The following is a 24,923-nucleotide window of genomic DNA, read 5'->3' on the forward strand; positions in this document are numbered from 1 at the left end:
AGGCCCGCTTAATGATGGGCATGAGCGGCCACATCTTGCGATTTCACCTTCCGTCGGCGCCCCGAATCCGCGAAAATGGATCGATGAACATCAAGCAGCTCTCCGAAACGCTTATCAACCAGATCGCTGCGGGCGAGGTCATCGAACGGCCGGCCAGTGCGGCGAAGGAGTTGATCGAGAATGCGATCGACGCCGGCGCGACCCGGATCGAGGTGGCGACGGCCGGCGGCGGCAAGACGCTGCTGCGCGTGATCGACAATGGCTGCGGCATGGGTCCGGAGGACCTGGCGCTCGCCATTCGCCGTCATTGCACGTCGAAGCTCAACGATTCCCTGTTCGACATCCGCTCGCTCGGCTTCCGGGGCGAAGCCCTCCCCTCGATCGGCTCCGTTGCGAAGCTGACGATCACCAGTCGACCCGCCGGGGCCGACAGTGGGGCGGAGATCGCCGTGTTTGGCGGCAAGGTCGGGGACGTCCGCCCGGCGGCGGCCAATCCCGGCACGACGGTCGAGGTGCGCGACCTGTTCTTCGCGACGCCGGCGCGGCTGAAATTCATGAAGACGGAAAAGGCGGAAGCGGGTGCGATCACCGAGATCGTCAAGCGCATGGCGATCGCCTTCCCGGCGATCCGCTTCGTACTCTCGGGCACGGACCGCTCGACGCTCGAATTCCCCGGCACCGGCGACGATCACTTGGCGCGTATCGCGCAGATCCTGGGCGCCGATTTCAAGGACAATGCGATCGAGCTCGACGCCGAGCGCGAAGATGTGCGGCTATCGGGCTTTGCCGGCGTGCCGACCTTCAATCGGGGCAATTCCGCCCATCAATATGCCTTTGTCAACGGTCGGCCTGTGCAGGACAAGCAGATCCTGTCGGCGATCCGCGGCGCCTATGCCGAGACCATTCCGCAGGGGCGCTATCCGGTCGCGGTGCTGTCGCTGACGCTCGATCCGGCGCTGGTCGACGTCAACGTGCATCCGGCGAAATCCGACGTGCGCTTTCGCGATCCGGCGCTGGTGCGCGGTCTGATCGTCGGCGCCATCCGGCAGTCCCTGCAAAGAGAGGGCGACCGGGCAGCGACGACAGGCGCCGGCGGCATGCTGCGGGCCTTCCGTCCCGGATATTCACCGCAGCCGGCGCAAGCTTGGTCGCCGGCCAATTCGCCGTCGCGGCCATTCCATGGTGCAGCGCCAAGCTTCAGCGGCGGCTTTACTGGTGCGGCAGCACCTGCCGCACATGGTTTTGCCGAAGCGGCGCAGGTTGCATTCGACAGCCTGTCCATGCCAACGACCCGGAGCGAACCAATCCCCTCGCCTGTCCCTCAGGGCGCATCCGTGGAGGCGATCGCGAATTATCCGCTGGGTGCCGCGCGGGCGCAGGTGCACGCCAATTACATCGTGGCGCAGACAGAGGATGGTCTCGTGATCGTGGACCAGCATGCAGCCCATGAGCGGCTCGTGTTCGAGCAGATGCGCAAGGCGCTTTCCGGTCGCCGCCTCCCCTCGCAAGGTCTGCTCATTCCAGACATCGTCGATCTTCCGGAAGAGGATTGCGACCGGTTGATGGTCCATGCAGCAAGCCTCGAGCAGCTGGGGCTTGCGATCGAACGCTTCGGCCCGGGCGCGATTGCCGTGCGCGAGACACCGGCCATGCTCGGTGAAATGGACGCCTCGCAACTGGTGCGCGACCTCGCCGACGAGATCGCAGAATGGGACACGGCCGACCGGCTGTCGGCCAAGCTGGAGCATGTCGCAGCGACCATGGCCTGCCACGGTTCGGTGCGATCCGGGCGCCGTCTTCGGGTCGAGGAAATGAACGCGCTTTTGCGCCAGATGGAGCAGACGCCGGGCTCGGGTCAGTGCAATCACGGACGCCCGACCTATGTGGAGCTCAAGCTCTCTGATATCGAACGGCTGTTCGGGCGCAGCTGAGCGGCCAGATGGTGGGTTTTGCGACGAGCCATCTTTTAATCGCGCGGAGGGCGCTGTATTGCAGTTCCGTGACACGCGGCGCAGGAGAAAAGTGATGAACCGTTTCGAAGGCGGCGGAAACCGCGAAGCCAAAATCCGCTATCTGGATGCCGACTTCCAGATCCTGACGCCGGGAACCTTCGTCACCTGCGCGATCACCGGACGGCCCGTCATGGTCGACGAACTCCGGTACTGGAGCGTTGCGCGGCAGGAAGCCTATGTCGATGCGGCCGCATCGCTGGAAGCCGAGAAACGTGCGGGCGCACTGCCCAACCAGCGGCGCTGAATTTCAGGCCTTCTTGCCGAGACGCCGGCGACGGCAGGCCTGGATCGCACGGTCGATGATCAGGTCCGGCGCCCTGGAATCATCGAAGACCATGTCGACATCCACGACCCTCGATTTCTCCTGAAGCTCCCCCGAGCGACCATGGCCGCCCGACAGGCGGACGCTGTCCTTTGCCGTGGTCACGAGCTGCAGCCCCTGCCTTTCGGCGCGGGCGAGCAGATCTGAAACCTCGTCTTCACCCAGATGATGGTGATCGGGAAAGTCCTGCCGATCGACGATGACCGCGCCAAGTTCCTCCAGCGTGCGATAGAACTTGTTGGGATCGGCAATACCTGCGTAAGCCAGTACTGACCTACCGGCGAGATCGCCACCCGCCTTCGGTACGACATTGGCGACCAGGACCGGCTTGCCGCTGCGCGACGCCTGTCGGACGAACTGGTCGGCTGCATCACCCTTGCCGACCTTCAGGATCGCATCGAGTTGACGCATCTGGATGCCGATCGGTGCGCGCACGGGACCCGAGGGCACGACCCAGCCATTGCCGATGCCACGCATGCTGTCGACGACGATCAGCGCGTAGTCGACCAGAAGCCGTGCACTCTGGAAACCGTCATCCATGATGACGAGGTCGACACCTTCGGCCACCAGCCTCTCTGCCCCGGCAACCCTGCGACGGGAGATCACTGTCAGCGCCTCGCGGGCGAGCAGGAGTGGCTCGTCACCGACGGCGGTGGAACGATGGTGATGCGGATCGACCACGGTGGTCACATCCAGCGAGCCGCCATAACCGCGGCTCAGGAATCCGGGTTTCAAACCCTTGGCTTTTGCGGCACGGGCAATCGCGATCGCGGTCGGCGTCTTGCCGGCACCGCCGATGGTAAAGTTTCCGATACAGATGACGGGGACCGGCAGGACATGACCGCGGCGATGACGCATGACGGCACCGGAAATCCGGCCATAGACGAACGATAACGGATAGAGGCAGATCGCCTGCCAACCGGTCTTGGTCCACCAGAATGGCGGTGCCTCGGATACCATTTTCGTCCCTGCCGTGACCTCGGCGCCCCTCTGGCGCCTTCCCTTGGGCGCAACAAGAACCACTGGCTTGCGCGATGGTCAAGCGGAGCCGTGCCGAAATGACACGCCAACCCTCAGTTGATCGCCGCTTCAAGCTCGGTGATGTCGGCCAGGACCAGATCGGAATGAAGGGCCAGCGTCTCGCGCGAGCCGGTTCCGGAGAGAACGCCGATCTTGAGGCCGGCACCGGCATTGTGCCCCATGTGCAGGTCGTGATTGTTGTCACCGACGACGGCGACCTCGGACGGGGCAAGGCCGGTCGCGGCACAGAAGCCGAGCACCATGCCAGCCTCCGGCTTCTTGCCATGACCACTGTCATAGCCGGCGACGAAATCGACATATGGCAGGATGCCGAAGCGTTCGGCGGCGACCCGGATCGAGCGCTCGTTGTCGCTGGAAGCGATGCCGAGGCGCAGACCCTTGCCATGCAACCTCGAGAAAAGCGGTGCGAGTTCGGTAACCGGTACGGAGAGCTGAGCGGCGTCGGCAAAGCAGTCGTCGATCTGTGGCACCAGAACATCGAGCGTCAAGGGCGAACCGGCTTCGATCATGCCTTCGGCAATCTCGATGGTGTTGCCAGACGCAAACAGGCTATCCGGCACGATGTCGCCCGTGACGGGATCCATGCCACAGGCCTCAAGCAGGCGGTCGGCCAGGACCGCGTCGCCATCTGCGGCCATCTTCGCCACCTTGCGGTTCACGGGCCCCCAACTCGCGTCGAAATCGAGCAGCGTTCCGTCCTTGTCGAACAGGATGCCGGCAATCCGGGGCTTCTCAAGCATGGGAACGATCCTGGTTCAACTATCAGCCCTGGCTGGCGCTGCGCGGTTCGAGTTTCGCCTTGACCGAGAGCGGACTGACATAGGGTTCGAGCCCCTTCAGCGTTGCCGTCAGCGCCCCGCGCATTTCCTGCATGCTTTCGAGGCCGGCATCGATCATCTTGGACCGGGCCACGTCATTGCTCATCAGGAAGTGTACGGCCTTGGCCAGCATTTCGGCATCGCGGATGATCCGGGCCGAGCCCTTGCGCACCAGCCGTTGGTAACTCTCGCGGAAATTGCTGACCTGCGGACCCGACAGCACGGCACAGCCGAGCATGGCCGGCTCCAATGGGTTCTGGCCGCCCTCTGCCGAGAGCGAGCGACCGACAAAGGCTATTTCGGTCAGGCGCAGATAGAGGCCCATCTCGCCGATCGTGTCGCCGAGGAATACGTCGGTTTCCGCCGTGATGACATCGCCGCGCGTGCGGCGGGCGACCACAAGCCCCTTCTCGACCAGCATGGCCTCGATCTCGTCGCAACGGTCGGGGTGGCGTGGGACGAGGACCGTCAGAAGTCCCGTATGGGCCTTCAGCGCCCGGTGCACCATGGAGGCGATCTTCTCCTCGCCTTCAAAGGTGGAGATCGCCGCCCAGGTCTTGCGCGTGCCGATCTGCTGTCGGTACCCCTCGAGCACCTGCTCGTCGCAGGGCGGCGCATCGCTGTCGACCTTGATATTGCCGGACACGCTGACCGGCCAGGCGCCGAGATCGCGGAAGCGCTCCGCATCGAGATCGGACTGGGCGATCACCAGAGCGAGCTTGCCGAACAGGGTTTCCGCGATCGCCGGATGGCGCTTCCAGCGGTCGAAGGAGCGATCCGACATGCGGGCATTGACGAGGATCTGCGGAATGTGGCGGCGATGCAGCTCGGCAAGTGTTGTCGGCCAGATCTCGGATTCGACGCCAATGGCGACGTCCGGTTGCCAGTAATCCAGGAAGCGGCGAACGGGCGGCAGGAGATCGAGCGGTACATATTGATGCAGAACCATGTCGCCGAGACGGTTCTTGGCGACTTCGGCGGAGGTGACGGTCCCCGTGGTCAGAAGCACGTGGATGTCGCGACGCCGCAGTTCCCGCATCAGGGCCAGGACAGCCGTCGTTTCTCCGACGCTTGCCGCATGGATCCAGACGAGAGGACCTGCAGGCCGGGGCAGGCTTGCATTGCCGAAGCGCTCGGCGCGGCGGGCGCGATCCTCCTTGCCCTTGGCCGCACGATAGGCCAGCAGCGGGCGCGACAGAGGGTAAGCTGCAAGACCCAGCCAGCCGTAGGACGTCAAGGCAAAGGAGGCCAGGCCATCACTTAGTGCCATCGGTCGAACCTGCTGATCTTCATCGACAATGCCATTCTGCCCGTTCAGGAGGCGTCACTGCGCCACAAGTGAGAGATGCAAGAAGACTGAGTTCAAAACGTGACCCTTGCGGGCCATCCCTTGCGGCCCTCAGCAAACCGCCGTCCTTCGGCTCACTTGTCCGAAGGGTTCAGCAGCCGATGCATGTGGACGATGAAATAACGCATATGGGCATTGTCGACCGTTGCCTGCGCCCGCGCCTTCCAGGCCACAAGGGCGCTGGCGTAATCGGGGAAGATGCCGACGATGTCGAGCGCGTTCAGATCGCGGAACTGCACTTCCTCAAGGTTCGACAGTTCACCGCCAAAAACCAGATGGAGAAGCTGCTTGTTTTCGTTGGTTTCAGTCATGTTTTTGGCCTTGTCCCATTCATAAGTAGTTGCCACCCATCTGCGCGATTTCGCCCCAAAGGTCAACTCCGGGGAATTCGGGAGATGTTCTTCAGCAATGCCGGAAGAATGTCCGCCGATGCTGCACAGAGCACCGGATGCGTCACGTCTTGCCTGTTGTATACGAGTGATTGTCCTTCGAGATCGGTGATCGATCCTCCAGCGCGGGCCAGAATGAGATCGGCTGCCGCGAGATCCCAGTCATGCGAGCTCTTCTTGACCAGCGTCGCGTCGATGCGTCCATCGGCCACGAGAGCCAGCCGATAGGCGAGCGAGGGGATGTGATCCACCCGTTCGATCCGGGGTCGCAAGATCGGGCTGAAAGTCGCGACCATGTCCTGGGCGGAGGCGATCTTGATGCTATCCTCGATGCCGACCGTCGAGACGGCGATATCCTGGCCGTTGCGGCGAGCGGGTTCATCGATCGCGGCTGTGAATTCTTCCCCGAGCGACGGCGCGACCAGAATTCCGGCGACGGGCTTTCCCTTGTGGACGACGGCCACCGACACGCACCAGGTATCCTTGCCGGCGAGGAAGGCGCGGGTGCCGTCGATCGGGTCGATGACGAAGAGCGTGTCGCCTGAGAGACGCGCCGGGTCGTCATCCGTTTCCTCGGAGAGCCAGCCGTAGTGCGGCCGTGCGTGGCGGAGAATCTCTTCCAGAACACGATTGGCGGCGTAGTCGGCCGCACTGACCGGCGAACGGCCCTCATTCTTCCACCAGACCTCGGGTGACTGGCCGAAATAGGCAAGCGCCACCTTGCCGGCCTCCCGGGCGGCGTCTGTAATCAGGGCGAGATCCGCCAGCCAGTCGAAACGCGGCTGGGCGGGGTCCGATCGTTTTTCTTCAGAGTCCGGCAAGGGTCATGCCCTCGATGGCGAGTGTGGGAGCAGCCACGCCAAACTTGCGGTCGATGTCGTTGGCCACCGTAATCCGCATGAACATGTCCTTGAGGTTGGACGCAATGGTGATCTCCGACACCGGATAGGCCAACTCGCCATTCTCGATCCAGAAACCGCTCGCGCCGCGGCTGTATTCGCCCGTTATCATGTCGACGCCCTGGCCGATCATGTCGGTGATGTAGAGGCCCGTGCCCACGTTGCGGATCAATTCTTCCGGTGAGATGTCACCGGGCTCCAGCGCCAGATTGGTGGAGGACGGAGAGACCGATGTCCCACCGCGCACGCCGCGACCATTGGTCTTGAGGCCGAGTTCGCGTGCGGCAGACGAGGATAAGAACCAGTGCTTGAGCACGCCGTCCTCGATCATCGTGAGTGGCTTGCCGGAGACGCCCTCGCCGTCGAAGGGGCGCGAGGAGGAACCACGAACCTTCAGCGGATTATCGGTGATGTTGAGACCCGCCTTCAGAACCTGCTGGCCCATCTTGTCGCGCAGGAAGGAGGTCTTGCGGGCGACCGAGGCGCCATTGATCGCACCGGCAATCGTGCCGACGAAACCGCGGGCGACGCGCGGGTCGAAGACGACGGTCAGATTGGAGGCCGTCGGGACCTGACGCGGGTTCAGGCGACGGATGGCCCGCTCGGCGGCACGGCGACCGATTTCTTCCGGGCTGTCGAGTTCGGCGAAATAGAGGCGGCTGTCGAAATCGTGGTCGCGCTCCATCTTGGTGCCTTCGCCTGCAATGACGCCGACGGAGCGTGAGAAACGCGAACCTGCATAGCTGCCGGAGAAACCGTGGGATGTGACGAGAACCAGGCCACCCATGCCAGCGGAGGCGCCAGCGCCAAGCGAGTTGCTGACACCGGCGACCGAGCGGGCCACCTCTTCCATGGCGAGCGCGCTCTCGCGCAGCTGGTCGCTCGATACATCCATATCGTCGAAAAGTTGCAGGTCGGGGATATCTCTGGCGATGTCGCTCTCGTCGGCGAGGCCGGCGAAGGGATCCTCGGGCGAGACCTTGGCCATGGCGACGGCGCGCTCGGCGAGCGCCGTGAGATCAAAGCCGGGATTGGCCGAAACGGACGCCACCTGACGGCCGATGAAGACGCGGAGCGAAAAGTCGTCGCTCTCGGAGGCCTCGGTCGACTCGACCTTGCCGAGGCGAACGCTGACGCCCTTGGAGCGGGAGCGCACGACCACAGCATCCGCCTTGTCTGCACCCGCCTTGATGGCGAGGTCGACAAGCTGTTCGGCGCGTTCTAGGAGATTGGCGGAATCGATTTGATTGGGCATGGGTTGGCCTTTCCTTCCCGCTCCATTTATTGTGCCTTAGAAGGGGCATCAAGGGCGGTTCGGGCTTTTCCGTTCACTTGCCCGGCATAGGTTCCATTCCAGTCCGCTCGATCCCGGAAAACGAGGAGATTACCCTTGGCCAGCGCAACCGAAGCACTGTTCGCCCAACCCCTGCTTCTTCTCGGAGGGGCGGTCATCGCAGCCCCGATCTTCCGCAAGCTGGGGCTCGGAACGGTGCTCGGCTATCTCGCGGCCGGCGTGGTCATCGGCCCCATCCTGCACCTGATCGGTGGTTCGGGAGAAATCCTGGCGGTCGCCGAACTTGGCGTCGTGCTTCTGCTCTTCATCATCGGACTGGAACTCAAGCCCAGCCGGTTGTGGCACATGCGGCGCGACATATTCGGGCTCGGCAGCAGTCAGGTTGTGCTTTCCGGTCTCATCTTGACGCTGCTGGTCTATTGGGCGGGCCTGCTCGACTGGCGCGGGGCACTGGTCGCCGGCTTCGGTCTGGCACTGTCTTCCACCGCCTTTGCGCTGCAGTTGCTGGATGACTACGGCGACATGAACAGCCGCTACGGACAGCGCTCCTTCTCGATCCTGCTCTTCCAGGATCTCGCCATCGTACCCCTCCTCGCCATGGTTTCGGTGCTTGGCCTGCAGGGTGGCGAAGCGCAGCATTCTCCCCTCATCGAAGTCGGTATTGCCTTGGCTGCGGTGATCGGGATGATCTTTGCCGGGCGATATCTGCTGACGCCGATGTTTCAGATCATCGGCCGCACCGGGGCTCGGGAGGCAATGATCGCGGCTGCCCTCTTTGTCGTGCTGGGTTCGGCCTATCTGCTGCAGGCGGCCGGCCTGTCCATGGCCATGGGCGCCTTCCTTGCCGGCGTCATGCTGGCGGAGTCTTCCTATCGCCACGAGCTTGAGGCGGATATCGAGCCTTTCCGCGGGCTCCTGCTTGCGCTCTTCTTCATCGCCGTCGGCTTGTCGATGGAACTCGAGGTCATCATCGACAATGTGGCCCTGATCGCCATTGCCGTGCCGGTGCTGATGGCCGTCAAGGCGCTGATCATCTTCAGCATCTGTAGGGTCTCCGGCTCCTCGCGCAGCGATGCAATCCGGATCGCCGTGCTCCTGCCGCAAGGCGGCGAGTTCGGCTTTGTCTTGTTCACCACGGCCGCGGCTGCAGGCCTGTTCTCGGGCGCACAGTCGTCCCTGCTCATTTCCATCGTCACCCTGTCCATGGCGCTTACGCCGCTCACCGCGCTGATCGGCCAACGGCTCCTGGCGCGGGAGGCTGGCGAAAAGGAAGAGATGGATGAGGACTTTGAAGGGGCAGGCTCCGACGTACTGATGGTCGGGTTTTCCCGCTTCGGGCAGATCGCGGCGCAAATCCTGCTCGCCAGTGGACGTGACGTTACCATTCTCGACGACAGCCCGGATCGCGTGCGCCAGGCGGCAACCTTCGGGTTCCGGATCTATTTCGGCGATGGCACGCGCCTCGACATGTTGCGGGCCGCCGGCATCGAGAAAGCCAAGATCGTCGCTGTGTGCACGCACAGGAAGGATATCACCGACAAAATCGTCGATCTCATCCGCTCCGAATATCCGGATGTGCGTCTCTTCGTGCGGTCCTACGATCGCATCCACAGCCTGGAACTCAGAGCCCGAGACGTGGAATATGAACTGCGAGAAACCTTCGAGTCCGGTCTTCTCTTCGGACGCCGCACGCTGGAAGGGCTCGGCGCGACGGAGGACGAAGCCTACGAGGTCGGCGAGGACATCAGGCGCCGGGACAACGAACGGCTCCGGCTGCAGGCCCAGGAGGGCATTCTTGCGGGCCGGGAACTGATACACAAGCGACCGGTCAAGCCCGAACCGCTCATCAAGCCGAAGAAGCCGGTCCACACCGTCGAAACCTCGACGGAAGCGCCCGCCGCCTGATCGATCACCGGCGGACGAAGTCCTCGATACGGGCGGCGAGATCCCGCTTCAGGGGTTCCTTCAGCCGATCGCAGATTTCGAGGATCTGGCGCGCCTTGAAGAAGTCGAGGACCTTGTAACTGTTGATCTCCGGGCGGATGTAGATGTCCGGCTGGCAAATCTTCATCTTCAGGGCAATGTGCGACTGCATCATCAGCTGCGAGGCGCCGAAAAGACTGTCGATGCGGTTGGGCATCCGCGAACCGTCGCCCTCCGGCGCACCGATCACGTCGACGGCCAGCATGATGTCCACCTTGCCGACGAGGTGATCGTAGGGCACCGGATTGAAGATCCCGCCGTCGATCATCAGCCGGCCGTCAATGGTAACGGGCGCAAAAAGCGCCGGAATTGCAGCGGAGGCAGAGAGCGCCTCATAAAGATCACCCTCGCTGCGCACCATCTCGCATTGCCCATAATAGTCCGTGGCGATGATCGTCACCGGGAGCTTGAGGTCTGCGAAATTTTCGGGGATCTCGGGCGGCAGGAAGGCGCGCAGCAGGCGCGGCAGATTGAACTGGCCGAGGCGAAAACCGCCAAGCGCGCGGATGCTGGCCGGGCGCAGGCTCCAGAAGCGGTTGAGGACGAGGCCTCTGTTGTCGGCCAGTTCCAGCGTGTAGTCCCTGATATCGCGGCCACTCATGCCGGCGGCATAACCGGCGCCGATGATTGCCCCCATGGACGAGCCCGCAATCAGGGCCGGCTTGATGCCGAGTTCGTCGAAGACCTCAAGAACCGGAATATGGGCAAAGCCGCGTGCGCCCCCTGCCCCGAGTGCCAGGCCGATGGTCGGATCGGCCTTCACGGCATTCGACGGGATGGGCGTTTCAGCGACGAGATCCATGAGCCAAGCCTCTTATTCAGGACGGGGATCAGGACGGCCTATAGGAAAAGAAGTACATTTTCGTGTCACCGAACACGCGCTCCTCGATGAAGGCGAAGACCGGATCGGCGGAGACCTGCACGTCGCCCCGCTCCTCGAGGATGACGAGCGCGTTCTTTGCCAGCCAGCCGCCCTGATGGGCCGAAAGCAGCGCTTTTTCACCGAGACCCTTGCCATAGGGTGGATCTGCGAAGACCAGTTCGAAGGGCTCGATGTTGTTGGCAGGGCCGAGATCGGTGGCGTCGCGTCGCAGCATGCGGGCGCGGCCATGCAGGCCGAAGGCATCGATGTTTTCCCAGAGCAGGCCGCGGCCCTCGACGCTGTTTTCGACGAAGAGTGCGGACTTGCAGCCCCGCGACAGGGCTTCGATGCCGACGGCACCGGTTCCGGCAAAGAGGTCGAGGATCCGGGTGCCGTCGAGCACGCCCGGATGGGCGTGCGCGAGGATATTGAACAGGCTTTCGCGCGTCCGGTCTACTGTCGGCCGAATGTCGTTGGACTTCGGCGTAGCCAGCGTGCGGCCACGAAATTCACCGCCGACGATACGCATGCCGGCTTACCTCTTGCCCTTCGGGGCACCGCGGCTGCCGCCCGTGGGTTTGCCACTCGGGCCGCCGGAGCGTGGGCCACCGGCCGGGCGTCCGCCCGGCTTGCCGCCAAAGCTTTTTCCACCACCGGGCTTGCCGCCAAAGCTCTTGCCGGCCGGTTTGCCTGAAGGCTTGCCCGCAGGCTTGCCGAACGACTTGCCTGCAGGCTTGTCGCCGAAGGAGCGGTCGCCCGCGGGTCGCGCGCCGCGCGGCTTGTCACCGAAAGGCCTGTCGCCGGCCGGACGCTCGCCCCGGGGGTGTTCATCACGGGGTCTGGCGTCACGGGGCCGATCATCACGGGCGCGATCCGGCGTGAACCGTTCCGTGCGCGGACGATCCGGCTTGTCGCCGAAGGGCTTGCGAGGACCGCGATCGCCGAAATCCTTGCGGGGGCCACGGTCGTCGCCTTCCCGGCGCGGGGCGCGCTCGGCACGATCCCCGAAATCGCGCTTGGGGCCACGATCGGAACCCTCACGACGTGGCGCACGATCGTCACCGTCACGACGGGGCGGACGGGCACCGAAGCCACCGGGCTTTCCACCACGGCCGCCATCGCGACCGCCGGGCTTCTGGTCCGGACCGTCAGCGCGGATCCAGTCGCCTTCCTCGTCCCGCGCACGGGTGATCTGAACGGTCGAGGTTGGCCGGTCGTCAAAGCGCTCTGTGGGCTTGGGACCGCGCGGATCGGGCTTGCGACGGGCGGCCGCTGCGGCAGCCTTTTCGCCGAGCGGACGGGCGCCGGGCGCCATCCAGACATTGGCGGTGCGGCCCTTCGTGTTGCCCGCCGGACGCTTAGGCTTGTCGGCAAACTTGTCGCCAGGCTTGCCATCGTCACGACGGGTGTCGAGGCGCCCAAGCGCACGCTCGCGGCGGTCGCCCTTGTCGGACCAGTCCTTCGGCGCCGCACGCTTCTTGTCTGCCGGGCGCTCTTCACGGCTCCATTCCGGCTTTGCCTCGCGGCCAGGCTTTTTGGCCGGCGCAGCGGGTGCATCCTCTTCGTCGGTCTCGACGCCATGGGCATAGATCGGGGCGTCGAAATTGGCCTTGGATTCCTCGATCAGGCGGGGACCGAGCTGATCGCGCAGCATGCGGCCACGCACTTCCTGGACCTTGCCTTCCGGCAGGTCGCCGAGCTGGAAGGGACCGTAGGAAACACGGATCAGGCGATTGACCTCGAGGCCGAGCGCGCCGAGCACGTTCTTGATCTCGCGGTTCTTGCCTTCGCGCAGACCCATGGTGATCCAGACATTGTGACCCTGCTTGCGGTCGAGCGTTGCATCGATCGCGCCGTAGAGCACGCCGTCGACGGCAATGCCTTCCTTCAGCGCATCAAGCGCCGGCTGGTCGACTTCGCCATAGGCACGCACGCGGTAACGGCGCAGCCAGCCTGTGGTCGGCAATTCCAGGACGCGGGCGAGGCCGCCGTCATTGGTGAGCAGCAGCAGGCCCTCGGTGTTGATGTCGAGACGGCCGATGGACATGACACGTGGCAGTTCTTCCGGCAGGTTCTCGAAAACCGTCGAGCGGCCTTCTGGATCGGCATTGGTCGTCACCAGGCCGGCCGGCTTGTGATAGAGCCAGAGGCGCGTGCGTTCGATGCCGCGGATCGGCTGGCCATCGACCTCGATCTTGTCGGCCAGCGTCGCGTTGAGCACGGGGGTTTCGAGCACCTTGCCGTTCACGGCCACGCGGCCTTCCATGATCATGCGCTCTATGTCACGACGGGATGCGACACCAGCGCGGGCGAGCAGCTTGGAAATGCGCTCGGGCTTCATGGTGTCGTCGCCGGCCGCTGCCTCGGTGCGTGGCGCACGAACGGGCTTCGACGCGGGCTTGTCTGCGGAGGCTGCGGACGGTTTTCTGGTTTGCGGCTTGCCGCTGCGGTCGGAGGGCTTGCCCGCCGGACGCTTGGACTTGTCTTTGAATGTCATTTGCTGTTTGCCTGTGGTTTGGGCTGTCGTATCAGGTCGCGCGGCTCGGGTTAAGTGGAAAGTTCGTGCATGGGGAAGACAAACGGCTTCATGGAGGCAGCCTTCGAGGAGGCTCGCGCCGCCGGCGAGCGCGGTGAGGTTCCGATCGGCGCCGTGGTCGTGCGCGACGGCCGGATCATCGGACGGGCCGGCAACGAGACGCGGGCGCTGAACGATGTGACCGCCCATGCCGAAATTCTCGCCATCCGCCGTGCGGCGGCAATCCTAGGCGACGAACGGCTCGTCGAGGCCGATCTCTACGTCACGCTCGAGCCTTGCACGATGTGCGCTGCGGCAATCTCCTTTGCCCGGATGCGGCGACTGTATTATGCTGCCGCGGACGCCAAAGGCGGGGCGGTGGAAAACGGCGTGCGCTTCTACCGACAACCGACCTGCCACCACGTTCCTGAAGTCTATTCCGGCATTCGCGAGAGCGAGGCTGCCGACATGCTCCGGGGCTTCTTCCAGGACAGGAGAGACTGATGATCTTTGTTGCGCTCACCTTGTCGATTGCCGGCATGGCTGGCATTGCGTTCTGGGCTTATCGCAATGTTGCACCGGGCGCAGACCGCTTGCCGATGCAGTGGTCGACGACCGGTACCGTCAACTGGCGCGCACCACGGCTGATCGCCATCGCCGCGGCACCTGTGCTGATGCTTGCTCTGATCGGCCTGATCTTCGTATTTTCACGGGATGACCATGCCGAGCGCGACATGGCGCTGCTGTGGATCTCCTTCATCGCTCCCGCCTTGCAGGCCATGCACATGGCGCTGGTTGCGCGCACGGTCGAAAACGAGGAATGAGGCAGGCGCGACGGCCTCACCCGGCGGCGGCGAAATCCTCAAGCTTCCGGCCGGCCAGCCGGTAGCGGATCCATTCCGTCTGCGGTTCGGCACCAACAGCGTCATAGACGCGGATCGCCGGCTCGTTCCAGTCGAGCACGCTCCATTCGAAGCGACCGCAACCCCGTCCCACCGCAATGCGCGCGAGATGTTTCAAAAGCAGCTTGCCGGCACCCGAGCCGCGATAATCCGGCGAGACATAGAGATCCTCCAGATAGAGGCCGTTCCTCGCCTGCCAGGTGGAATAGCTGTGAAACCAGACCGCAAATCCCGCAGGCTGACCATCGGCCTCCAGGATCACCGCCTCGGTCACAGACCCCTCGCCGAAAATCGACGCGCGGATCGTCTCCGTGGTCGCCTCCACCTCATGCCCCGCCTTTTCATAGATAGCGAGTTCGGTAATGAAGCCGAGAATTGTGGCGGCGTCCTCAGGCGTGGCAGGACGGATGGAGAAAGGCATGGACAAGACCTCAAGCAAAAGGGCAGGTCGTTTCCGCCCTGCCCTGGAAAATTCACGATCGAAAGGCGCTTATTGGAAAGGCATCCACCAGGAGCTGTTCTGCTGGGCAGCCTTGGCTTCCTTCTTGCGGCGCTTTTCCTTCTTCTGTTCCGGCTCGCCGAGATCGACCAGTGCGGCTTCCTGCGTCTGGCGATATTCGGCCGGCGGATCGGAAAGAAGGCGACGCTGGTCGAGATAGGCGCCCTTCTGCAGCTGACGGGCGTCACGGAAGGCCTGCCACTTCTGCGTCTCGGTCATCGTGCCGGCCGTGCCATAGCCGGCGAGCAGTGGTGAGCGGTAACGCGGATTGCCGGCATTGGCGTCGGCTTCGGCCACGAGACGCTCACGCGCCTCTTCCGGCGATTCCACCCACTCGGGATTGTTTTCGCGGCTGGCAACCGACTGTTGCGGCGCGACGAGCCCGGCCGTCTGGGCGCCGCCCGGCGGCAGGACGAGGTCAGGACGCGGATTGTATTTGGTACCCTTGTTGGCGGCTTCGCGCGGCGCGATCGACACGGCCGAGCCGACGTCATCCACCAGCTGCTCCATCGCCGTCTTGTCCGTGCCATAGGTCGGGCTGCCGACGCAGCCGGAGACACCCGACGTCAGGCCAACAAGGCCAACCAGACCGAGGCCAACTCTGAACAGATATGCCGAATTCATGAATGCCTACCAGCCTCGCCGCAGTTACATCAGTCGTGCCGAATACATTCCACCAGCCCTGCCGGTCGAATTCGGCCATTTTCAGGCAGTTTTACCGGATGACCCGCAAAAGCGCAAATCATCCGGTCATATTTCCTTATCCGCGCGCTGCAAGCTCGCGCAGAGCCTGGGCATCACGGGCCGAAACATCGGGATAGTCGGCATCGGAGCCGACATCCCTGGTGATCTTCCATGAGCGGGCGCATTTCGTGCCTTCGGCGAGCTTCGGTTCGACGGCGACCTTGGTGCCATCGTCCAGACGGAAGGCTTCAGCAGGGCCTTCACCCGAGACAACGGAGATGTCCGAGGTGATGCAGATCTCGGCAAAGTCGAGACCGTCGAGGGCCTTCAGAAGATCCGCATCGCCGACGTGAACGACCGGGGCCGCTTCCAGCGAGGAGCCGATGCGCTTTTCCTTGCGTTCGATCTCCAGTGCGCCTGTCACGGCACGGCGCACCGTGCGGACCTTTTTCCACTTCTCGGCCACCGCCTCGTTCGACCAGTCGGCCGGGATCACCGGGAACTGTTCCAGATGGACGGACTCGGCCTTCGGATCCCGCGAGAGCCATGCCTCTTCCGTGGTGAAGGGCATCATCGGCGCGAACCACAGAACGAGGCAATCGAAAAGCTTGCGGATGACAAAGAGGGCCGAACGGCGCTTCAGGCTCGACGGGGCGTCGCAATAGAGCGCATCCTTGCGGATATCGAAGTAGAAGGCCGAGAGCTCGACATTGGCAAAATCCGAGAGAGCGCGGACGATGCGCTTGAAGTCGAATTCGTCGTAGCCCTTGCGCACGAGCTGGTCGAGTTCGGCCAGACGGTGCAGCATCAGCTTTTCGAGTTCCGGCAGGTCCGCATAGGCGATCTCGTCGCCATGGTCATGGGCGAGCGTGCCGAGCATCCAGCGAACCGTGTTGCGGATCTTGCGGTAGCTGTCGATATTGGTCTGGATGATCGTCTTGCCGAGGCGCTGGTCTTCCCAGTAGTCGGTGTTCATCACCCAGAGACGCAGGATATCGGCACCCGACTGGCTCATCACTTCCTGCGGCGTGACGGTATTGCCGAGCGACTTCGACATCTTGCGACCGTCTTCGGCCATCGTAAACCCGTGGGTGACCACGGCATTGTAGGGCGCGCGACCACGGGTGGCGCAGCTTTCGAGCAGCGAGGAATGGAACCATCCGCGATGCTGGTCGGAACCTTCGAGATAGACGTCTGCCGGCCATTTCAGGTCGGGGCGGTCTTCCAGGGTGAAGGTGTGGGTCGAACCTGAATCGAACCAGACGTCGAGGATGTCTGACACCATCTGCCAGGTGTCGCCGTCATGCTCGCCGGCCAGGAAGCGTTCCTTGGCGCCTTCGGCGAACCAGGCGTCTGCGCCTTCCTTCTCGAAAGCTTCGAGGATGCGGGCATTGACCTTTTCGTCCTGCAACACATTGCCCTCGGCATCGGCGAAGACGCAGATCGGCACGCCCCAGGCGCGCTGACGCGAGAGAACCCAATCCGGGCGCTGCTCGATCATGGCGCGCAGGCGGTTCTGGCCACCAGCGGGGACAAAGCGGGTCTGGTCGATGGCCGAGAGCGCGCGGCTGCGCAGCGTCGTGCCGTCGGCGAGGTCCTTGTCCATGTAGACGAACCACTGCGGCGTGTTGCGGAAGATGACCGGCTTCTTGGAGCGCCAGGAATGCGGATATTCATGCTTGATGCGGCCACGGGCAAAGAGGTTGTTCGCCTTGATGAGAGCGTCCATGACGCGTTTGTTGGCGTCGCCCTTCTTGCCGTTGTCGTCGAGCACGCGAGCGGCACCGCCTTCGGCGGACGGGCCGAAACCGGGGGCGTCTTCGGTGTAGAAGCCGGCATCGTCGACCGGGAACGGGATTTTCGTATCGATGCCACGAGCTTCGAGCGCGCGGACATTCGCCATCCAGGCTTCAAAGTCTTCGCGGCCGTGCGAGGGCGCCGTGTGGACGAAACCGGTACCGGCGTCATCGGTGACATGGTCGCCGTCGAGCAGCGGGACGGCGAAGGTGTAGCCGAGGTCGGCCAGCGGGTGGGCGCAGGTGATGGCTGCGAGCTCGGCACCGGTCACGTCACGGACGAGGTTGAAGGTCACCTTGGCCTTGGCTGCTGCATCTTCGGCGAGGCGCTTGGCGAAGATGAGCCGCTCGCCCGGCTGCGGGCCGAAATCATTGGTGGCTTCGGTGATCTCGTAAAGGCCGTATTCGATCTTCGAGGAGTAGGAGATCGCGCGGTTGCCCGGGATGGTCCAGGGCGTGGTCGTCCAGATGACGACGGAGGCCGACTTCAGATCCGAGGCGGCATCAACAACCGGGAACTTCACCCAGATCGTGTCGCTCTCGACCTCGGCATATTCCACTTCGGCTTCGGCGAGCGCGGTGCGCTCGACGACCGACCACATGATCGGCTTGGAGCCGCGATAGAGCTGGCCGGACATGGCGATCTTCAAGAGTTCGCCGGCAATGCGGGCTTCCGCGTGGAAGGCCATGGTGGTGTAGGGATTGTCGAAATCGCCCTCGATGCCGAGACGGCGGAACTCGTCCGACTGGATGTTGATCCAGCCTTGCGCGAACTCGCGGCATTCCTTGCGGAATTCGTTGACCGGGACCTCGTTCTTGTCCTTGCCCTTCTCGCGATATTTTTCCTCGATCTTCCATTCGATCGGAAGACCATGGCAGTCCCAGCCAGGCACGTAGTTCGAGTCAAAACCACGCATCTGGAAAGAGCGGGTGATGACGTCCTTCAGCACCTTGTTCAGCGCATGGCCGATATGGATGTTGCCGTTGGCATAGGGCGGGCCGTCATGCAGGACGAATTTTTCGCGGCCGGCGGCAGATGCGCGCAGGCGCTTGTAGAGACCCATCTCTTTCCACTTCGCCGCCATTTCCGGCTCCTTCTGGGGAAGGCCGGCGCGCATCGGAAATTCGGTCTCGGGCAGAAAGAGGGTCTTGGAGTAGTCGATCTTTTCAGGGGTATCGGTCATGGATCAGCCATCGGATGGGGCGACCTCAAGCGGTCGCGGAATTATGTCATGGATTGGCGGCAAGCGGGCGCGGGGCTTGAAACCCAACGCCAAAAACCCGGACCTTCCCGCAGCTCATCAAGCCGCCGGGAGGGCCGGGCCAATAATTCGAATGATCCGGGCCGCCGAAAGATACGTCATGGCCGCGTTCTTTAGGGGTTTTTCGCGCCAAAAGGAAGGGGCAAGATGGGCGAGATGGACAGGCAGGCGGGACATGCTTAGACTGTCTTCATCACCCCATGTCTGCGGGCCATTCAAGAGCAGGGCGGAGACGGCATGACACGCAAAGCGCAGCTAAAGGTCGACCTCGACGCCAAGCTCGCCGATGATTTTGCCGCAGCGGTCACGTCCGCACAGACGTCAGAAAGCGAAGTCCTGCGGGAGATGGTACAGGACTATGTCGAGCGGCAGAAGGTCGATAGCGGCTATCGTCAGTTTATGGAGGCCAAAGTCGCGCGTGGTCGCGACGACGTGGCTGCCGGAGAGGTCATAGCGGCAGACGATGCCGAACGGATGTTTGCTGAGCGACGGGAGCGCGCTCTCAAAGCGAGCCGCTTATGATCGTTCAATGGACGCGCCAGGCCATTCATGACCGCGCTTCCATCTTCGAAGACATCGTGGAAAAAAATCCGGTTGCCGCACTGGCCATCGACAATACGTTCGAACAGGCGGTCATTCAGCTTGGTCAGTTTCCCCATTCGGGTAAAATCGGCCTGGTCCCTGGCACTCGCGAGCTTCTGCCGCATCCCAGCTATCGCCTCATCTATGAGGTGACTAACGGCAAGCTCGCCATCCTCGCGATCGTCCATGCCTCACGGCAATGGCCACCGACTGATCGCGACTGACCCAATCTGCCGGCTTTACTCGCCGCCATCCCTCTCGACGACCGCGCGAAGGGCGTCGTTGATGCGATCCTGCCAGCCGGGGCCGTCCTTCTGGAAATGCTCGATCACCGCACTGTCGAGCTTGATCGAGACCAGTTCCTTGACATCGGGGGCTGCGCGGCGCTCGACGACCGGGGCTGCCGGCTTCTTCGCGGGGCGGAACAGGGCTTCCGCGGCATCCTTCGGGTTCATGGGTCTGCGCGGCGTCATGGCCATGGGGTGCCTTTCGGGCTGTCTCTGATGATTTGCTGGCCGCACTAGGCGGCAATGCGGACAAGGCGTCAAGCCGGCATCGGCGGCGTGGACACCGCCGTAGCTCAGCCTGACCGGGCAAGGTCGGCAAAGAAGTCTGCCCTGGCGAGCCTTCGGGCGATCAGAATGCCGAGAAGCAGGGCCGCAACGAAGATCGCCGCCGAGGTGTGACCGAGGCCGAGCGCCGGGATCGAGGCGCCGGGACAGAAGCCGGCAATGCCCCAGCCGATTCCGAAGATGGCTGAGCCGCCGATCAGCCTTGCATCGATGGCGCTCGCTCCTGGCAGGCGAAAGCTCTGGTCGAACAGCGGCTTCTGCCGCACGCGGAAGAGCAGTGCGTAGCCCGGAGCGGCGACCGACAGCGCACCGGCCATGACAAAGGCGAGGCTGGGGTCGAAGCTGCCGGCGAGATCGAAAAAGTTCAGGACCTTGGCCGGGTTTGCCATGCCGGAAAGGGCAATGCCGGTTCCGAAGAGGGCACCGATCAGAAAGACAATGAGGAAGCGCATCAGATCGTGACCCCGAAGACGTGGCGAATGAGAAAGACGGTGAGAACGGCAAAAGCCATAAATGTGACCGTCGCCGCAATCGAGCGTCGCGAGAGGCGCGCCATGCCGCAAATGCCGTGTCCGGAGGTGCAACCGGAGCCGAAGGTGACGCCGATGCCGGCGATCAACCCGCCGATCACCAGGGCCGCGGTGGAGACGGGAACCGCATATTCGACAACGTATCCGCTGAGCGACAGCGCGAAAGGTGCGAGGATGGCGCCGGCGAGGAAGGCGAGCTTCCAGGACCAGTCGGCGCCGAGCGGGGGCAGGATGCCGCCCACAATCGCAGTCATGCCGGCGATCCGGCCCCAGGTGAGCATCAGCAGAAGGGCAGACAGCCCGATCAGCAGGGCGCCGGCAAAGGACATCAGGGGCGTGAATTCAGTCAAGGCGGTCTCCAACCTCAGGCCCGTGGCGGGCCCCTTACATATCTCCATGCATATGTGACGCTGTGCGAATCGGCAACTCACATCGCCGACATGTAGCCGCCTTGCTCAAAAGGCGATGGCTGCGTCGAGCGTTCCGATGGGCGTGACACCGGAAAGCAGCGCCCGCGCCTCCTCCACATCCTTGTGGATCTGGGCAACGAGCGGATCGAGGCCTTCGAACTTCCACTCGTCGCGCAGGAAGCCGAAGAGCGATACGGAGCAGACCTCGCCATAGAGATCGCCGGAGAAATCGAAAACGAAGGTTTCCAGCCAGGGGTCACCATTATTGGTGACGGTGGGGCGATAGCCGAAGCTCGCGACACCATCGCGAATGATCCCGTCGGGACGGCGAAAGCGGACGGCATAAATTCCGGGGCGTAGCGTCGCTTCCGGCGGCAGGTGCATATTGGCGGTGGGGAAGCCCAGGGTGCGGCCGAGTTGCTGCCCCTTCATCACCTCGGCCTCGACCGTGAAGCGATAGCCCAGGAGCCCCGCGGCCTCGGCGACATCACCGGTGGCGATCAGGCCCCGGATGCGGCTCGAGGAAATGACTTCGGCCCCCTCGTCGCGGAAGGCATCAACAAGGCTGACGCCGAAGCCGTGTCGGCTGCCAGCCTGCATGAGATAGGCGGGGCCGCCCTCCCTGCCCTTGCCGAAATGGAAGTCGAAGCCGGTCACGACTTCGCGCGCACCCAGCCAGTCGCCCAGGATCGACTGGACGAAGTCTTCCGCAGAGCGCTGGGAAAACTCCCTGTCGAAGGGATATTCGATCACCGAATGGAATCCCATGGCCTCCAGGATGCGGGCGCGCAGGGACGGCGGCGTCAGGCGGAAAACCGGCTTGTCGGGATTGAAGATGGTGCGGGGATGCGGCTCGAAGGTGAGCACGAGAGCCGGCACGCCGAGTGCTTCTGCACGCTCCAGCGCACGCTTCAGCACGGCCTGGTGGCCGCGATGCACGCCATCGAAATTGCCGATCGCCACCACGCCGCCGCGCAAGGCTGATGGCAGAGGTTCCTTCTTCTCGTTGCGGTGAAAGACGGTCATCCGAGCCGCTGCCTCATGCCAGCCTGTGCATCCAGAATTGTGGCGCGACCTTTTCCCGTTCGAGGAACAGCTGCAGCCTCGTTTCGTCGGTCACGTTGTTCGTCGCGTAGTCGGCGGCATGAATGCCACCGGAGATATAGAGGAGATTGAGCCCGGCATCGATGGCGCCCTTGACATCGGTCGGCATGCCGTCGCCGATCGCGAGGACGCGGGCCTTGTCGAAGTCTCCGCGGGCCTCCTTTGCCGCAGCCAGTGTCGCCGCGTAGATCGGCGCATGCGGCTTGCCGGCGATGCGGGTCTCGCCGCCAAGCTCTGTGTAGAAGGCGGCGACCGCGCCCGCACATGGGATGATGCGGTGGCCGCGCTCGACCACCAGGTCCGGGTTGGCGCAGATCAGCGGCACCTTGCGGGCAACGAAGTCGGTGAGCATGTCGCGGTAATCTTCCGGCGTCTCGACCTCGTCGTCGAAGAAGCCGGTGCAGACCACACAATCGGCCTCTTCCTTCGAGACGATCTCGACATCGAGCCCGTCGAAGAGCGGAAGGTCGCGCTCGGGACCGAGCAGGAAGACCTTTTTCGGACCGGCGGCGATCAACGTGCGGGTGACATCGCCTGATGTGACGATGCGGTCATAGGCCGAGTCGGGAACGCCGATGGCGCGCAGCTGCGGGATGACACCGATGGCGGGCCTCGGCGAATTGGTGATCAGCACGACGGTCAGGCCCTTTTTGCGGGCGGCCGTCAGCGCTTCACCTGCCAGCGGAAAGGCATCGATGCCATTGTGCAGGACACCCCAGACGTCGCACAGAATGACGTCATAGGCGTCGGTCACGTCGCCGAGGGTGGTAATGCTGCGGGTCATCGTCTGTCCTGACTGCTGAATGTGTGTCCGGTGACATGGCAAAGGACGGGCGGCAAGGCAAGGGGCAAGCGTCGCGACACCCGAAATTGGCAGCCGTCGATGAGTGCTCCATCAGAGCAGGAAACGGGCGGCAAGCCCGAGCAGACCGGCCGCGATCAGCGTCTTGCCGATGCCGAGATGGAAGCGGAAGATCATGACGGCGGCAACCATGGCGATGACCAGAGCCGGCCAATCCAGGGACGACCAGACCGGCAGAGGGACGGAGAGCGTCAGCGGAGTAAGGCTTACGAGATCGACCGGCTCCACCCTGGCAAAGACGACATGCAGCGCGAACCAGACGGCAAGATTGAGAATGACTCCGACCACGGCGGCGGTGATGGCCGAAAGCGCGGCGCTCAGCAGGCGATTGCCGCGCAGGCGCTCGATATAGGGGGCGCCGGCAAAGATCCAGATGAAGCTCGGGACGAAGGTGGCCCAGGCGGCGATCACGCCACCGAGCAGCCCGCCGATCAAGGGATCGAGCGCGCCGCTCTGGCGGAAGCCGGCGAGGAAACCGACATAGGAGAGGACCATAACCAGCGGTCCCGGCGTCGTCTCGGCAAGTGCCAGCCCGTCCAGCATCTCGCCAGGTTTGAGCCAGGCGTAGTGATCGACCGCGACCTGGGCAACATAGGCAAGCACGGCATAGGCGCCGCCGAAGGTGACAAGCGTCATCTTGGAGAAAAACGTCTGGACCTCGGGAAGTGCGGTTTCCGGAACGAGCAGCCAGAGTAGCGGCAGGGGCGCCAGCCAGACGACGACCCAGAACAGCAGTGTTGCCAACTGACCAAGCAGTGGCGGCCTTGCGCGGACTTCCTCGGAGATCTCGACAGCTGCTGATGGTACGCCGCGAGCGTGGATGAGGCCGATCAGGGCGGCCGTGAGCACGACAAGCGGGAACGGCAGGGAGAAAAAGAAAAGCGCGATGAAGGCGGCCGCCGCCAGGCCGCGGTGGAAACCGCTCTTCAAGGCCCGCCTGCCGATCCTGACCACGGCTTCAACGACGATCGCCAGGACCGCCGCCTTCAGACCGAAGAACAGGCCCGTGACAAGGCTTGCCTCCTGATAGAGCGCATAGAGGCCGGACAGACCGAGGATGACGGCGAGCCCCGGCAAGACGAAGAGCAGGCCGGCGACCATGCCGCCCCGCACGCCGTGCAACAGCCAACCGATATAGGTCGCGAGCTGTTGGGCTTCGGGACCGGGAAGCAGCATGCAGTAATTCAAGGCGTGGAGGTATCTGTCCTCATCGATCCAGCGTTTTTCCTCGACGCAGATCCGGTGCATCAGCGCGATCTGGGCCGCTGGACCGCCAAAGGACATGAGGCCGATGCGGGCAAAGGCCGAGACCAGTTCGGTGAATGTCGGCCGGATTTCAGTGATCCTGGCCGGATTTCCCACCACGATACTCATCACCCAACCTCATTGCGCGAACTGCGGGCGACCCAGTCGTGCTTTTCGTCCATGGCGTCGCGCGCCCAACGGTACAGGGCATCATAGACAATCAGGCCCTGCTCCAGTTGATCGAGGTCGCTGGCATGGAGCCTCGACAGCCCGAGCGACACCGCCAGCAGGCCGGCGGCCTCCGGCGCAAGGTCCAGCCGGTTCGTATCGGCGCCGCGAACTATCTGTGCGAGGGTCATCAGCGCGGGCGTCTCAAGACCAAATTCGGTCAGCATCGTATCAAAGGTGCAGCGCTCGGCGCGGTGGCTCCAGAACCCTTCATCCATGTCGAATGCGACAGCGTCGAACCGTTGGGCGACGCCCTCCACTTCCGAGGGCGAGACAAAGAGGAAGCGCGCCAGGGGATCAACGAAGCGGCGGATCAGCCATGGGCAGGCGATACGGTCGATCTTCGGCCGGTTGCGGGTGACCCAAAGCGTGCCGCCGCCATGACTTGCGAGCCGGGCCAGCGGCACGCGGGGAAGCCCCGCTTTCGCCCAGGCGACGTTTCCGCCTTCCAGGACTTCAGCGGAGAGCCCCAGAAGGCGCAGATGGGCTGCCACGCCTTCGCTGAGCTTTCGCCCTTTATGGCAGATGATCACGACGGAGGGGGATTTGATCTCGGCCGCCCAGCGGTCGACGAACCGGTGATCGCGGCGGACAGCTGACGGCAGGAGAAAGGGATCAGCCTCGGCATCTTCGTCAAGACTGACATCGACAAGGAAGGGGGACTGGGATGAACCCAACAAGCGAAAGAGTTTGTCTGCGGAAATTGCGCCAAAGGGTGCCATGTTCGGTGTCCGTTGTTTGAGAATGACGGATGCGAAATTCCG

The 24,923-nt window shown here is 63.5% G+C and carries 26 protein-coding genes; 7 read left to right on the top strand and 19 right to left on the bottom strand.

The annotated features are described in order from the left end of the window. Positions 1–83: 83 nt before the first annotated feature. Positions 84–1,931, top strand: coding sequence for a DNA mismatch repair endonuclease MutL (gene mutL, locus LJE98_RS01025; protein ID WP_229572869.1), 1,848 nt, complete (start codon positions 84–86; stop codon positions 1,929–1,931). Positions 1,932–2,025: 94 nt separating this feature from the next. Further along, on the top strand, positions 2,026–2,256 hold the full coding sequence (locus LJE98_RS01030) for a DUF2093 domain-containing protein (protein WP_229572870.1): 231 nt from the start codon (positions 2,026–2,028) through the stop codon (positions 2,254–2,256). A 3-nt stretch (positions 2,257–2,259) separates the two neighbouring features. Here LJE98_RS01030 and lpxK read toward each other — a convergent pair whose 3' ends face one another. The 6 genes from lpxK to LJE98_RS01060 form a co-directional block, all read right to left on the bottom strand. Continuing rightward, complete coding sequence (gene lpxK / locus LJE98_RS01035) at positions 2,260–3,294, bottom strand: tetraacyldisaccharide 4'-kinase (protein WP_229572871.1); 1,035 nt, start codon at positions 3,292–3,294, stop codon at positions 2,260–2,262. A gap of 113 nt (positions 3,295–3,407) precedes the next feature. Next, complete coding sequence (locus LJE98_RS01040; RefSeq protein WP_229572872.1) at positions 3,408–4,115, bottom strand: HAD family hydrolase; 708 nt, start codon at positions 4,113–4,115, stop codon at positions 3,408–3,410. Positions 4,116–4,137: 22 nt separating this feature from the next. Next, the gene (gene waaA / locus LJE98_RS01045) at positions 4,138–5,463 is read right to left on the bottom strand and encodes a lipid IV(A) 3-deoxy-D-manno-octulosonic acid transferase (protein ID WP_229572873.1); all 1,326 of its coding nucleotides are present in this window, start codon (positions 5,461–5,463) and stop codon (positions 4,138–4,140) included. A gap of 152 nt (positions 5,464–5,615) precedes the next feature. Further along, entirely contained in the window at positions 5,616–5,852 is a 237-nt protein-coding gene (locus tag LJE98_RS01050) for a DUF4170 domain-containing protein (protein ID WP_229572874.1), read from the bottom strand. A 62-nt stretch (positions 5,853–5,914) separates the two neighbouring features. Continuing rightward, positions 5,915–6,751, bottom strand: coding sequence for a 3'(2'),5'-bisphosphate nucleotidase CysQ (locus tag LJE98_RS01055; RefSeq protein WP_229572875.1), 837 nt, complete (start codon positions 6,749–6,751; stop codon positions 5,915–5,917). Next, on the bottom strand, positions 6,738–8,084 hold the full coding sequence (locus LJE98_RS01060; protein ID WP_229572876.1) for a TldD/PmbA family protein: 1,347 nt from the start codon (positions 8,082–8,084) through the stop codon (positions 6,738–6,740). Before LJE98_RS01060 ends, LJE98_RS01055 begins: the two co-directional genes overlap by 14 nt. A gap of 135 nt (positions 8,085–8,219) precedes the next feature. Between LJE98_RS01060 and LJE98_RS01065 the strand changes: the two genes are divergently transcribed. Continuing rightward, on the top strand, positions 8,220–10,028 hold the full coding sequence (locus LJE98_RS01065) for a monovalent cation:proton antiporter-2 (CPA2) family protein (RefSeq protein ID WP_229572877.1): 1,809 nt from the start codon (positions 8,220–8,222) through the stop codon (positions 10,026–10,028). 4 nt (positions 10,029–10,032) lie between these two features. On the opposite strand, the gene LJE98_RS01070 is transcribed toward LJE98_RS01065, so the two are convergent. Genes LJE98_RS01070 through LJE98_RS01080 form a run of 3 tightly spaced genes read right to left on the bottom strand, consistent with a single transcriptional unit; the run spans position 10,033 to position 13,465 of the window. Further along, complete coding sequence (locus LJE98_RS01070) at positions 10,033–10,908, bottom strand: patatin-like phospholipase family protein (protein ID WP_229572878.1); 876 nt, start codon at positions 10,906–10,908, stop codon at positions 10,033–10,035. Positions 10,909–10,936: 28 nt separating this feature from the next. Then, a complete protein-coding gene (gene rsmD / locus LJE98_RS01075; RefSeq protein ID WP_229572879.1) occupies positions 10,937–11,497 on the bottom strand; it encodes a 16S rRNA (guanine(966)-N(2))-methyltransferase RsmD in 561 nt (186 codons plus the stop codon). A 6-nt stretch (positions 11,498–11,503) separates the two neighbouring features. Continuing rightward, positions 11,504–13,465, bottom strand: a complete 1,962-nt coding sequence (locus tag LJE98_RS01080; RefSeq protein WP_229572880.1) for a pseudouridine synthase — start codon at positions 13,463–13,465, stop codon at positions 11,504–11,506. 69 nt (positions 13,466–13,534) lie between these two features. Between LJE98_RS01080 and LJE98_RS01085 the strand changes: the two genes are divergently transcribed. Both LJE98_RS01085 and LJE98_RS01090 read left to right on the top strand, forming a co-directional pair. Continuing rightward, the gene (locus LJE98_RS01085) at positions 13,535–13,987 is read left to right on the top strand and encodes a nucleoside deaminase (RefSeq protein WP_229572881.1); all 453 of its coding nucleotides are present in this window, start codon (positions 13,535–13,537) and stop codon (positions 13,985–13,987) included. Further along, positions 13,987–14,307 carry a hypothetical protein gene (locus tag LJE98_RS01090; protein WP_229572882.1) on the top strand — a complete coding sequence of 107 codons (321 nt, stop codon included), beginning with the start codon at positions 13,987–13,989 and terminating at the stop codon, positions 14,305–14,307. Before LJE98_RS01085 ends, LJE98_RS01090 begins: the two co-directional genes overlap by 1 nt. A gap of 16 nt (positions 14,308–14,323) precedes the next feature. On the opposite strand, the gene LJE98_RS01095 is transcribed toward LJE98_RS01090, so the two are convergent. The 3 genes from LJE98_RS01095 to ileS all read right to left on the bottom strand — a co-directional run bounded on the left by LJE98_RS01095 (position 14,324) and on the right by ileS (position 18,548). After that, positions 14,324–14,806 (bottom strand): GNAT family N-acetyltransferase, encoded by a 483-nt coding sequence (locus tag LJE98_RS01095; RefSeq protein ID WP_229572883.1) that lies wholly within the window; start codon positions 14,804–14,806, stop codon positions 14,324–14,326. 69 nt (positions 14,807–14,875) lie between these two features. Beyond that, positions 14,876–15,508: a hypothetical protein gene (locus LJE98_RS01100; protein ID WP_229572884.1), complete on the bottom strand. Its 633-nt coding sequence runs from the start codon at positions 15,506–15,508 to the stop codon at positions 14,876–14,878. Positions 15,509–15,644: 136 nt separating this feature from the next. Continuing rightward, positions 15,645–18,548, bottom strand: coding sequence for an isoleucine--tRNA ligase (ileS, locus tag LJE98_RS01105; RefSeq protein ID WP_229572885.1), 2,904 nt, complete (start codon positions 18,546–18,548; stop codon positions 15,645–15,647). Positions 18,549–18,863: 315 nt separating this feature from the next. Between ileS and LJE98_RS01110 the strand changes: the two genes are divergently transcribed. Together LJE98_RS01110 and LJE98_RS01115 are read left to right on the top strand one after the other, a co-directional pair. Further along, a complete protein-coding gene (locus tag LJE98_RS01110) occupies positions 18,864–19,148 on the top strand; it encodes a hypothetical protein (protein ID WP_229572886.1) in 285 nt (94 codons plus the stop codon). Beyond that, the gene (locus LJE98_RS01115) at positions 19,145–19,432 is read left to right on the top strand and encodes a type II toxin-antitoxin system RelE/ParE family toxin (RefSeq protein ID WP_229572887.1); all 288 of its coding nucleotides are present in this window, start codon (positions 19,145–19,147) and stop codon (positions 19,430–19,432) included. Before LJE98_RS01110 ends, LJE98_RS01115 begins: the two co-directional genes overlap by 4 nt. 15 nt (positions 19,433–19,447) lie before the next feature. On the opposite strand, the gene LJE98_RS01120 is transcribed toward LJE98_RS01115, so the two are convergent. The 7 genes from LJE98_RS01120 to LJE98_RS01150 all read right to left on the bottom strand — a co-directional run bounded on the left by LJE98_RS01120 (position 19,448) and on the right by LJE98_RS01150 (position 24,881). After that, a complete protein-coding gene (locus LJE98_RS01120) occupies positions 19,448–19,687 on the bottom strand; it encodes a BrnA antitoxin family protein (protein WP_229572888.1) in 240 nt (79 codons plus the stop codon). A gap of 101 nt (positions 19,688–19,788) precedes the next feature. Beyond that, entirely contained in the window at positions 19,789–20,232 is a 444-nt protein-coding gene (locus LJE98_RS01125) for a DUF6691 family protein (protein ID WP_229572889.1), read from the bottom strand. Further along, entirely contained in the window at positions 20,232–20,660 is a 429-nt protein-coding gene (locus tag LJE98_RS01130; RefSeq protein ID WP_229572890.1) for a YeeE/YedE family protein, read from the bottom strand. The genes LJE98_RS01125 and LJE98_RS01130 overlap by 1 nt, the downstream gene beginning before the upstream one ends. A 105-nt stretch (positions 20,661–20,765) precedes the next feature. Next, a complete protein-coding gene (locus LJE98_RS01135) occupies positions 20,766–21,746 on the bottom strand; it encodes a bifunctional riboflavin kinase/FAD synthetase (protein ID WP_229572891.1) in 981 nt (326 codons plus the stop codon). Between the two features lie 13 nt (positions 21,747–21,759). Further along, positions 21,760–22,608, bottom strand: a complete 849-nt coding sequence (locus tag LJE98_RS01140; protein WP_229572892.1) for a TIGR01459 family HAD-type hydrolase — start codon at positions 22,606–22,608, stop codon at positions 21,760–21,762. A 111-nt stretch (positions 22,609–22,719) separates the two neighbouring features. After that, positions 22,720–24,060 carry a chromate efflux transporter gene (chrA, locus tag LJE98_RS01145; protein WP_229572893.1) on the bottom strand — a complete coding sequence of 447 codons (1,341 nt, stop codon included), beginning with the start codon at positions 24,058–24,060 and terminating at the stop codon, positions 22,720–22,722. Next, positions 24,060–24,881, bottom strand: coding sequence for a chromate resistance protein ChrB domain-containing protein (locus LJE98_RS01150; protein WP_229572894.1), 822 nt, complete (start codon positions 24,879–24,881; stop codon positions 24,060–24,062). The genes chrA and LJE98_RS01150 overlap by 1 nt, the downstream gene beginning before the upstream one ends. Positions 24,882–24,923 lie beyond the last annotated feature (42 nt).

Origin of the sequence: Rhizobium sp. 'Codium 1' (genome assembly GCF_020889605.1) — a bacterium.
Lineage (GTDB): Bacteria > Pseudomonadota > Alphaproteobacteria > Rhizobiales > Rhizobiaceae > Allorhizobium > Allorhizobium algae.

Coding starts and splice junctions, on each gene's coding strand:
- mutL (WP_229572869.1), top strand. CDS start 84: ATGAACATCAAGCAGCTCTCCGAAACGCTTATCAACCAGATCGCTGCG.
- LJE98_RS01030 (WP_229572870.1), top strand. CDS start 2,026: ATGAACCGTTTCGAAGGCGGCGGAAACCGCGAAGCCAAAATCCGCTAT.
- lpxK (WP_229572871.1), bottom strand. CDS start 3,294: ATGGTATCCGAGGCACCGCCATTCTGGTGGACCAAGACCGGTTGGCAG.
- LJE98_RS01040 (WP_229572872.1), bottom strand. CDS start 4,115: ATGCTTGAGAAGCCCCGGATTGCCGGCATCCTGTTCGACAAGGACGGA.
- waaA (WP_229572873.1), bottom strand. CDS start 5,463: ATGGCACTAAGTGATGGCCTGGCCTCCTTTGCCTTGACGTCCTACGGC.
- LJE98_RS01050 (WP_229572874.1), bottom strand. CDS start 5,852: ATGACTGAAACCAACGAAAACAAGCAGCTTCTCCATCTGGTTTTTGGC.
- LJE98_RS01060 (WP_229572876.1), bottom strand. CDS start 8,084: ATGCCCAATCAAATCGATTCCGCCAATCTCCTAGAACGCGCCGAACAG.
- LJE98_RS01070 (WP_229572878.1), bottom strand. CDS start 10,908: ATGGATCTCGTCGCTGAAACGCCCATCCCGTCGAATGCCGTGAAGGCC.
- rsmD (WP_229572879.1), bottom strand. CDS start 11,497: ATGCGTATCGTCGGCGGTGAATTTCGTGGCCGCACGCTGGCTACGCCG.
- LJE98_RS01080 (WP_229572880.1), bottom strand. CDS start 13,465: ATGACATTCAAAGACAAGTCCAAGCGTCCGGCGGGCAAGCCCTCCGAC.
- LJE98_RS01085 (WP_229572881.1), top strand. CDS start 13,535: ATGGGGAAGACAAACGGCTTCATGGAGGCAGCCTTCGAGGAGGCTCGC.
- LJE98_RS01090 (WP_229572882.1), top strand. CDS start 13,987: ATGATCTTTGTTGCGCTCACCTTGTCGATTGCCGGCATGGCTGGCATT.
- LJE98_RS01095 (WP_229572883.1), bottom strand. CDS start 14,806: ATGCCTTTCTCCATCCGTCCTGCCACGCCTGAGGACGCCGCCACAATT.
- LJE98_RS01100 (WP_229572884.1), bottom strand. CDS start 15,508: ATGAATTCGGCATATCTGTTCAGAGTTGGCCTCGGTCTGGTTGGCCTT.
- ileS (WP_229572885.1), bottom strand. CDS start 18,548: ATGACCGATACCCCTGAAAAGATCGACTACTCCAAGACCCTCTTTCTG.
- LJE98_RS01110 (WP_229572886.1), top strand. CDS start 18,864: ATGACACGCAAAGCGCAGCTAAAGGTCGACCTCGACGCCAAGCTCGCC.
- LJE98_RS01115 (WP_229572887.1), top strand. CDS start 19,145: ATGATCGTTCAATGGACGCGCCAGGCCATTCATGACCGCGCTTCCATC.
- LJE98_RS01120 (WP_229572888.1), bottom strand. CDS start 19,687: ATGGCCATGACGCCGCGCAGACCCATGAACCCGAAGGATGCCGCGGAA.
- LJE98_RS01125 (WP_229572889.1), bottom strand. CDS start 20,232: ATGCGCTTCCTCATTGTCTTTCTGATCGGTGCCCTCTTCGGAACCGGC.
- LJE98_RS01135 (WP_229572891.1), bottom strand. CDS start 21,746: ATGACCGTCTTTCACCGCAACGAGAAGAAGGAACCTCTGCCATCAGCC.
- LJE98_RS01140 (WP_229572892.1), bottom strand. CDS start 22,608: ATGACCCGCAGCATTACCACCCTCGGCGACGTGACCGACGCCTATGAC.
- chrA (WP_229572893.1), bottom strand. CDS start 24,060: ATGAGTATCGTGGTGGGAAATCCGGCCAGGATCACTGAAATCCGGCCG.
- LJE98_RS01150 (WP_229572894.1), bottom strand. CDS start 24,881: ATGGCACCCTTTGGCGCAATTTCCGCAGACAAACTCTTTCGCTTGTTG.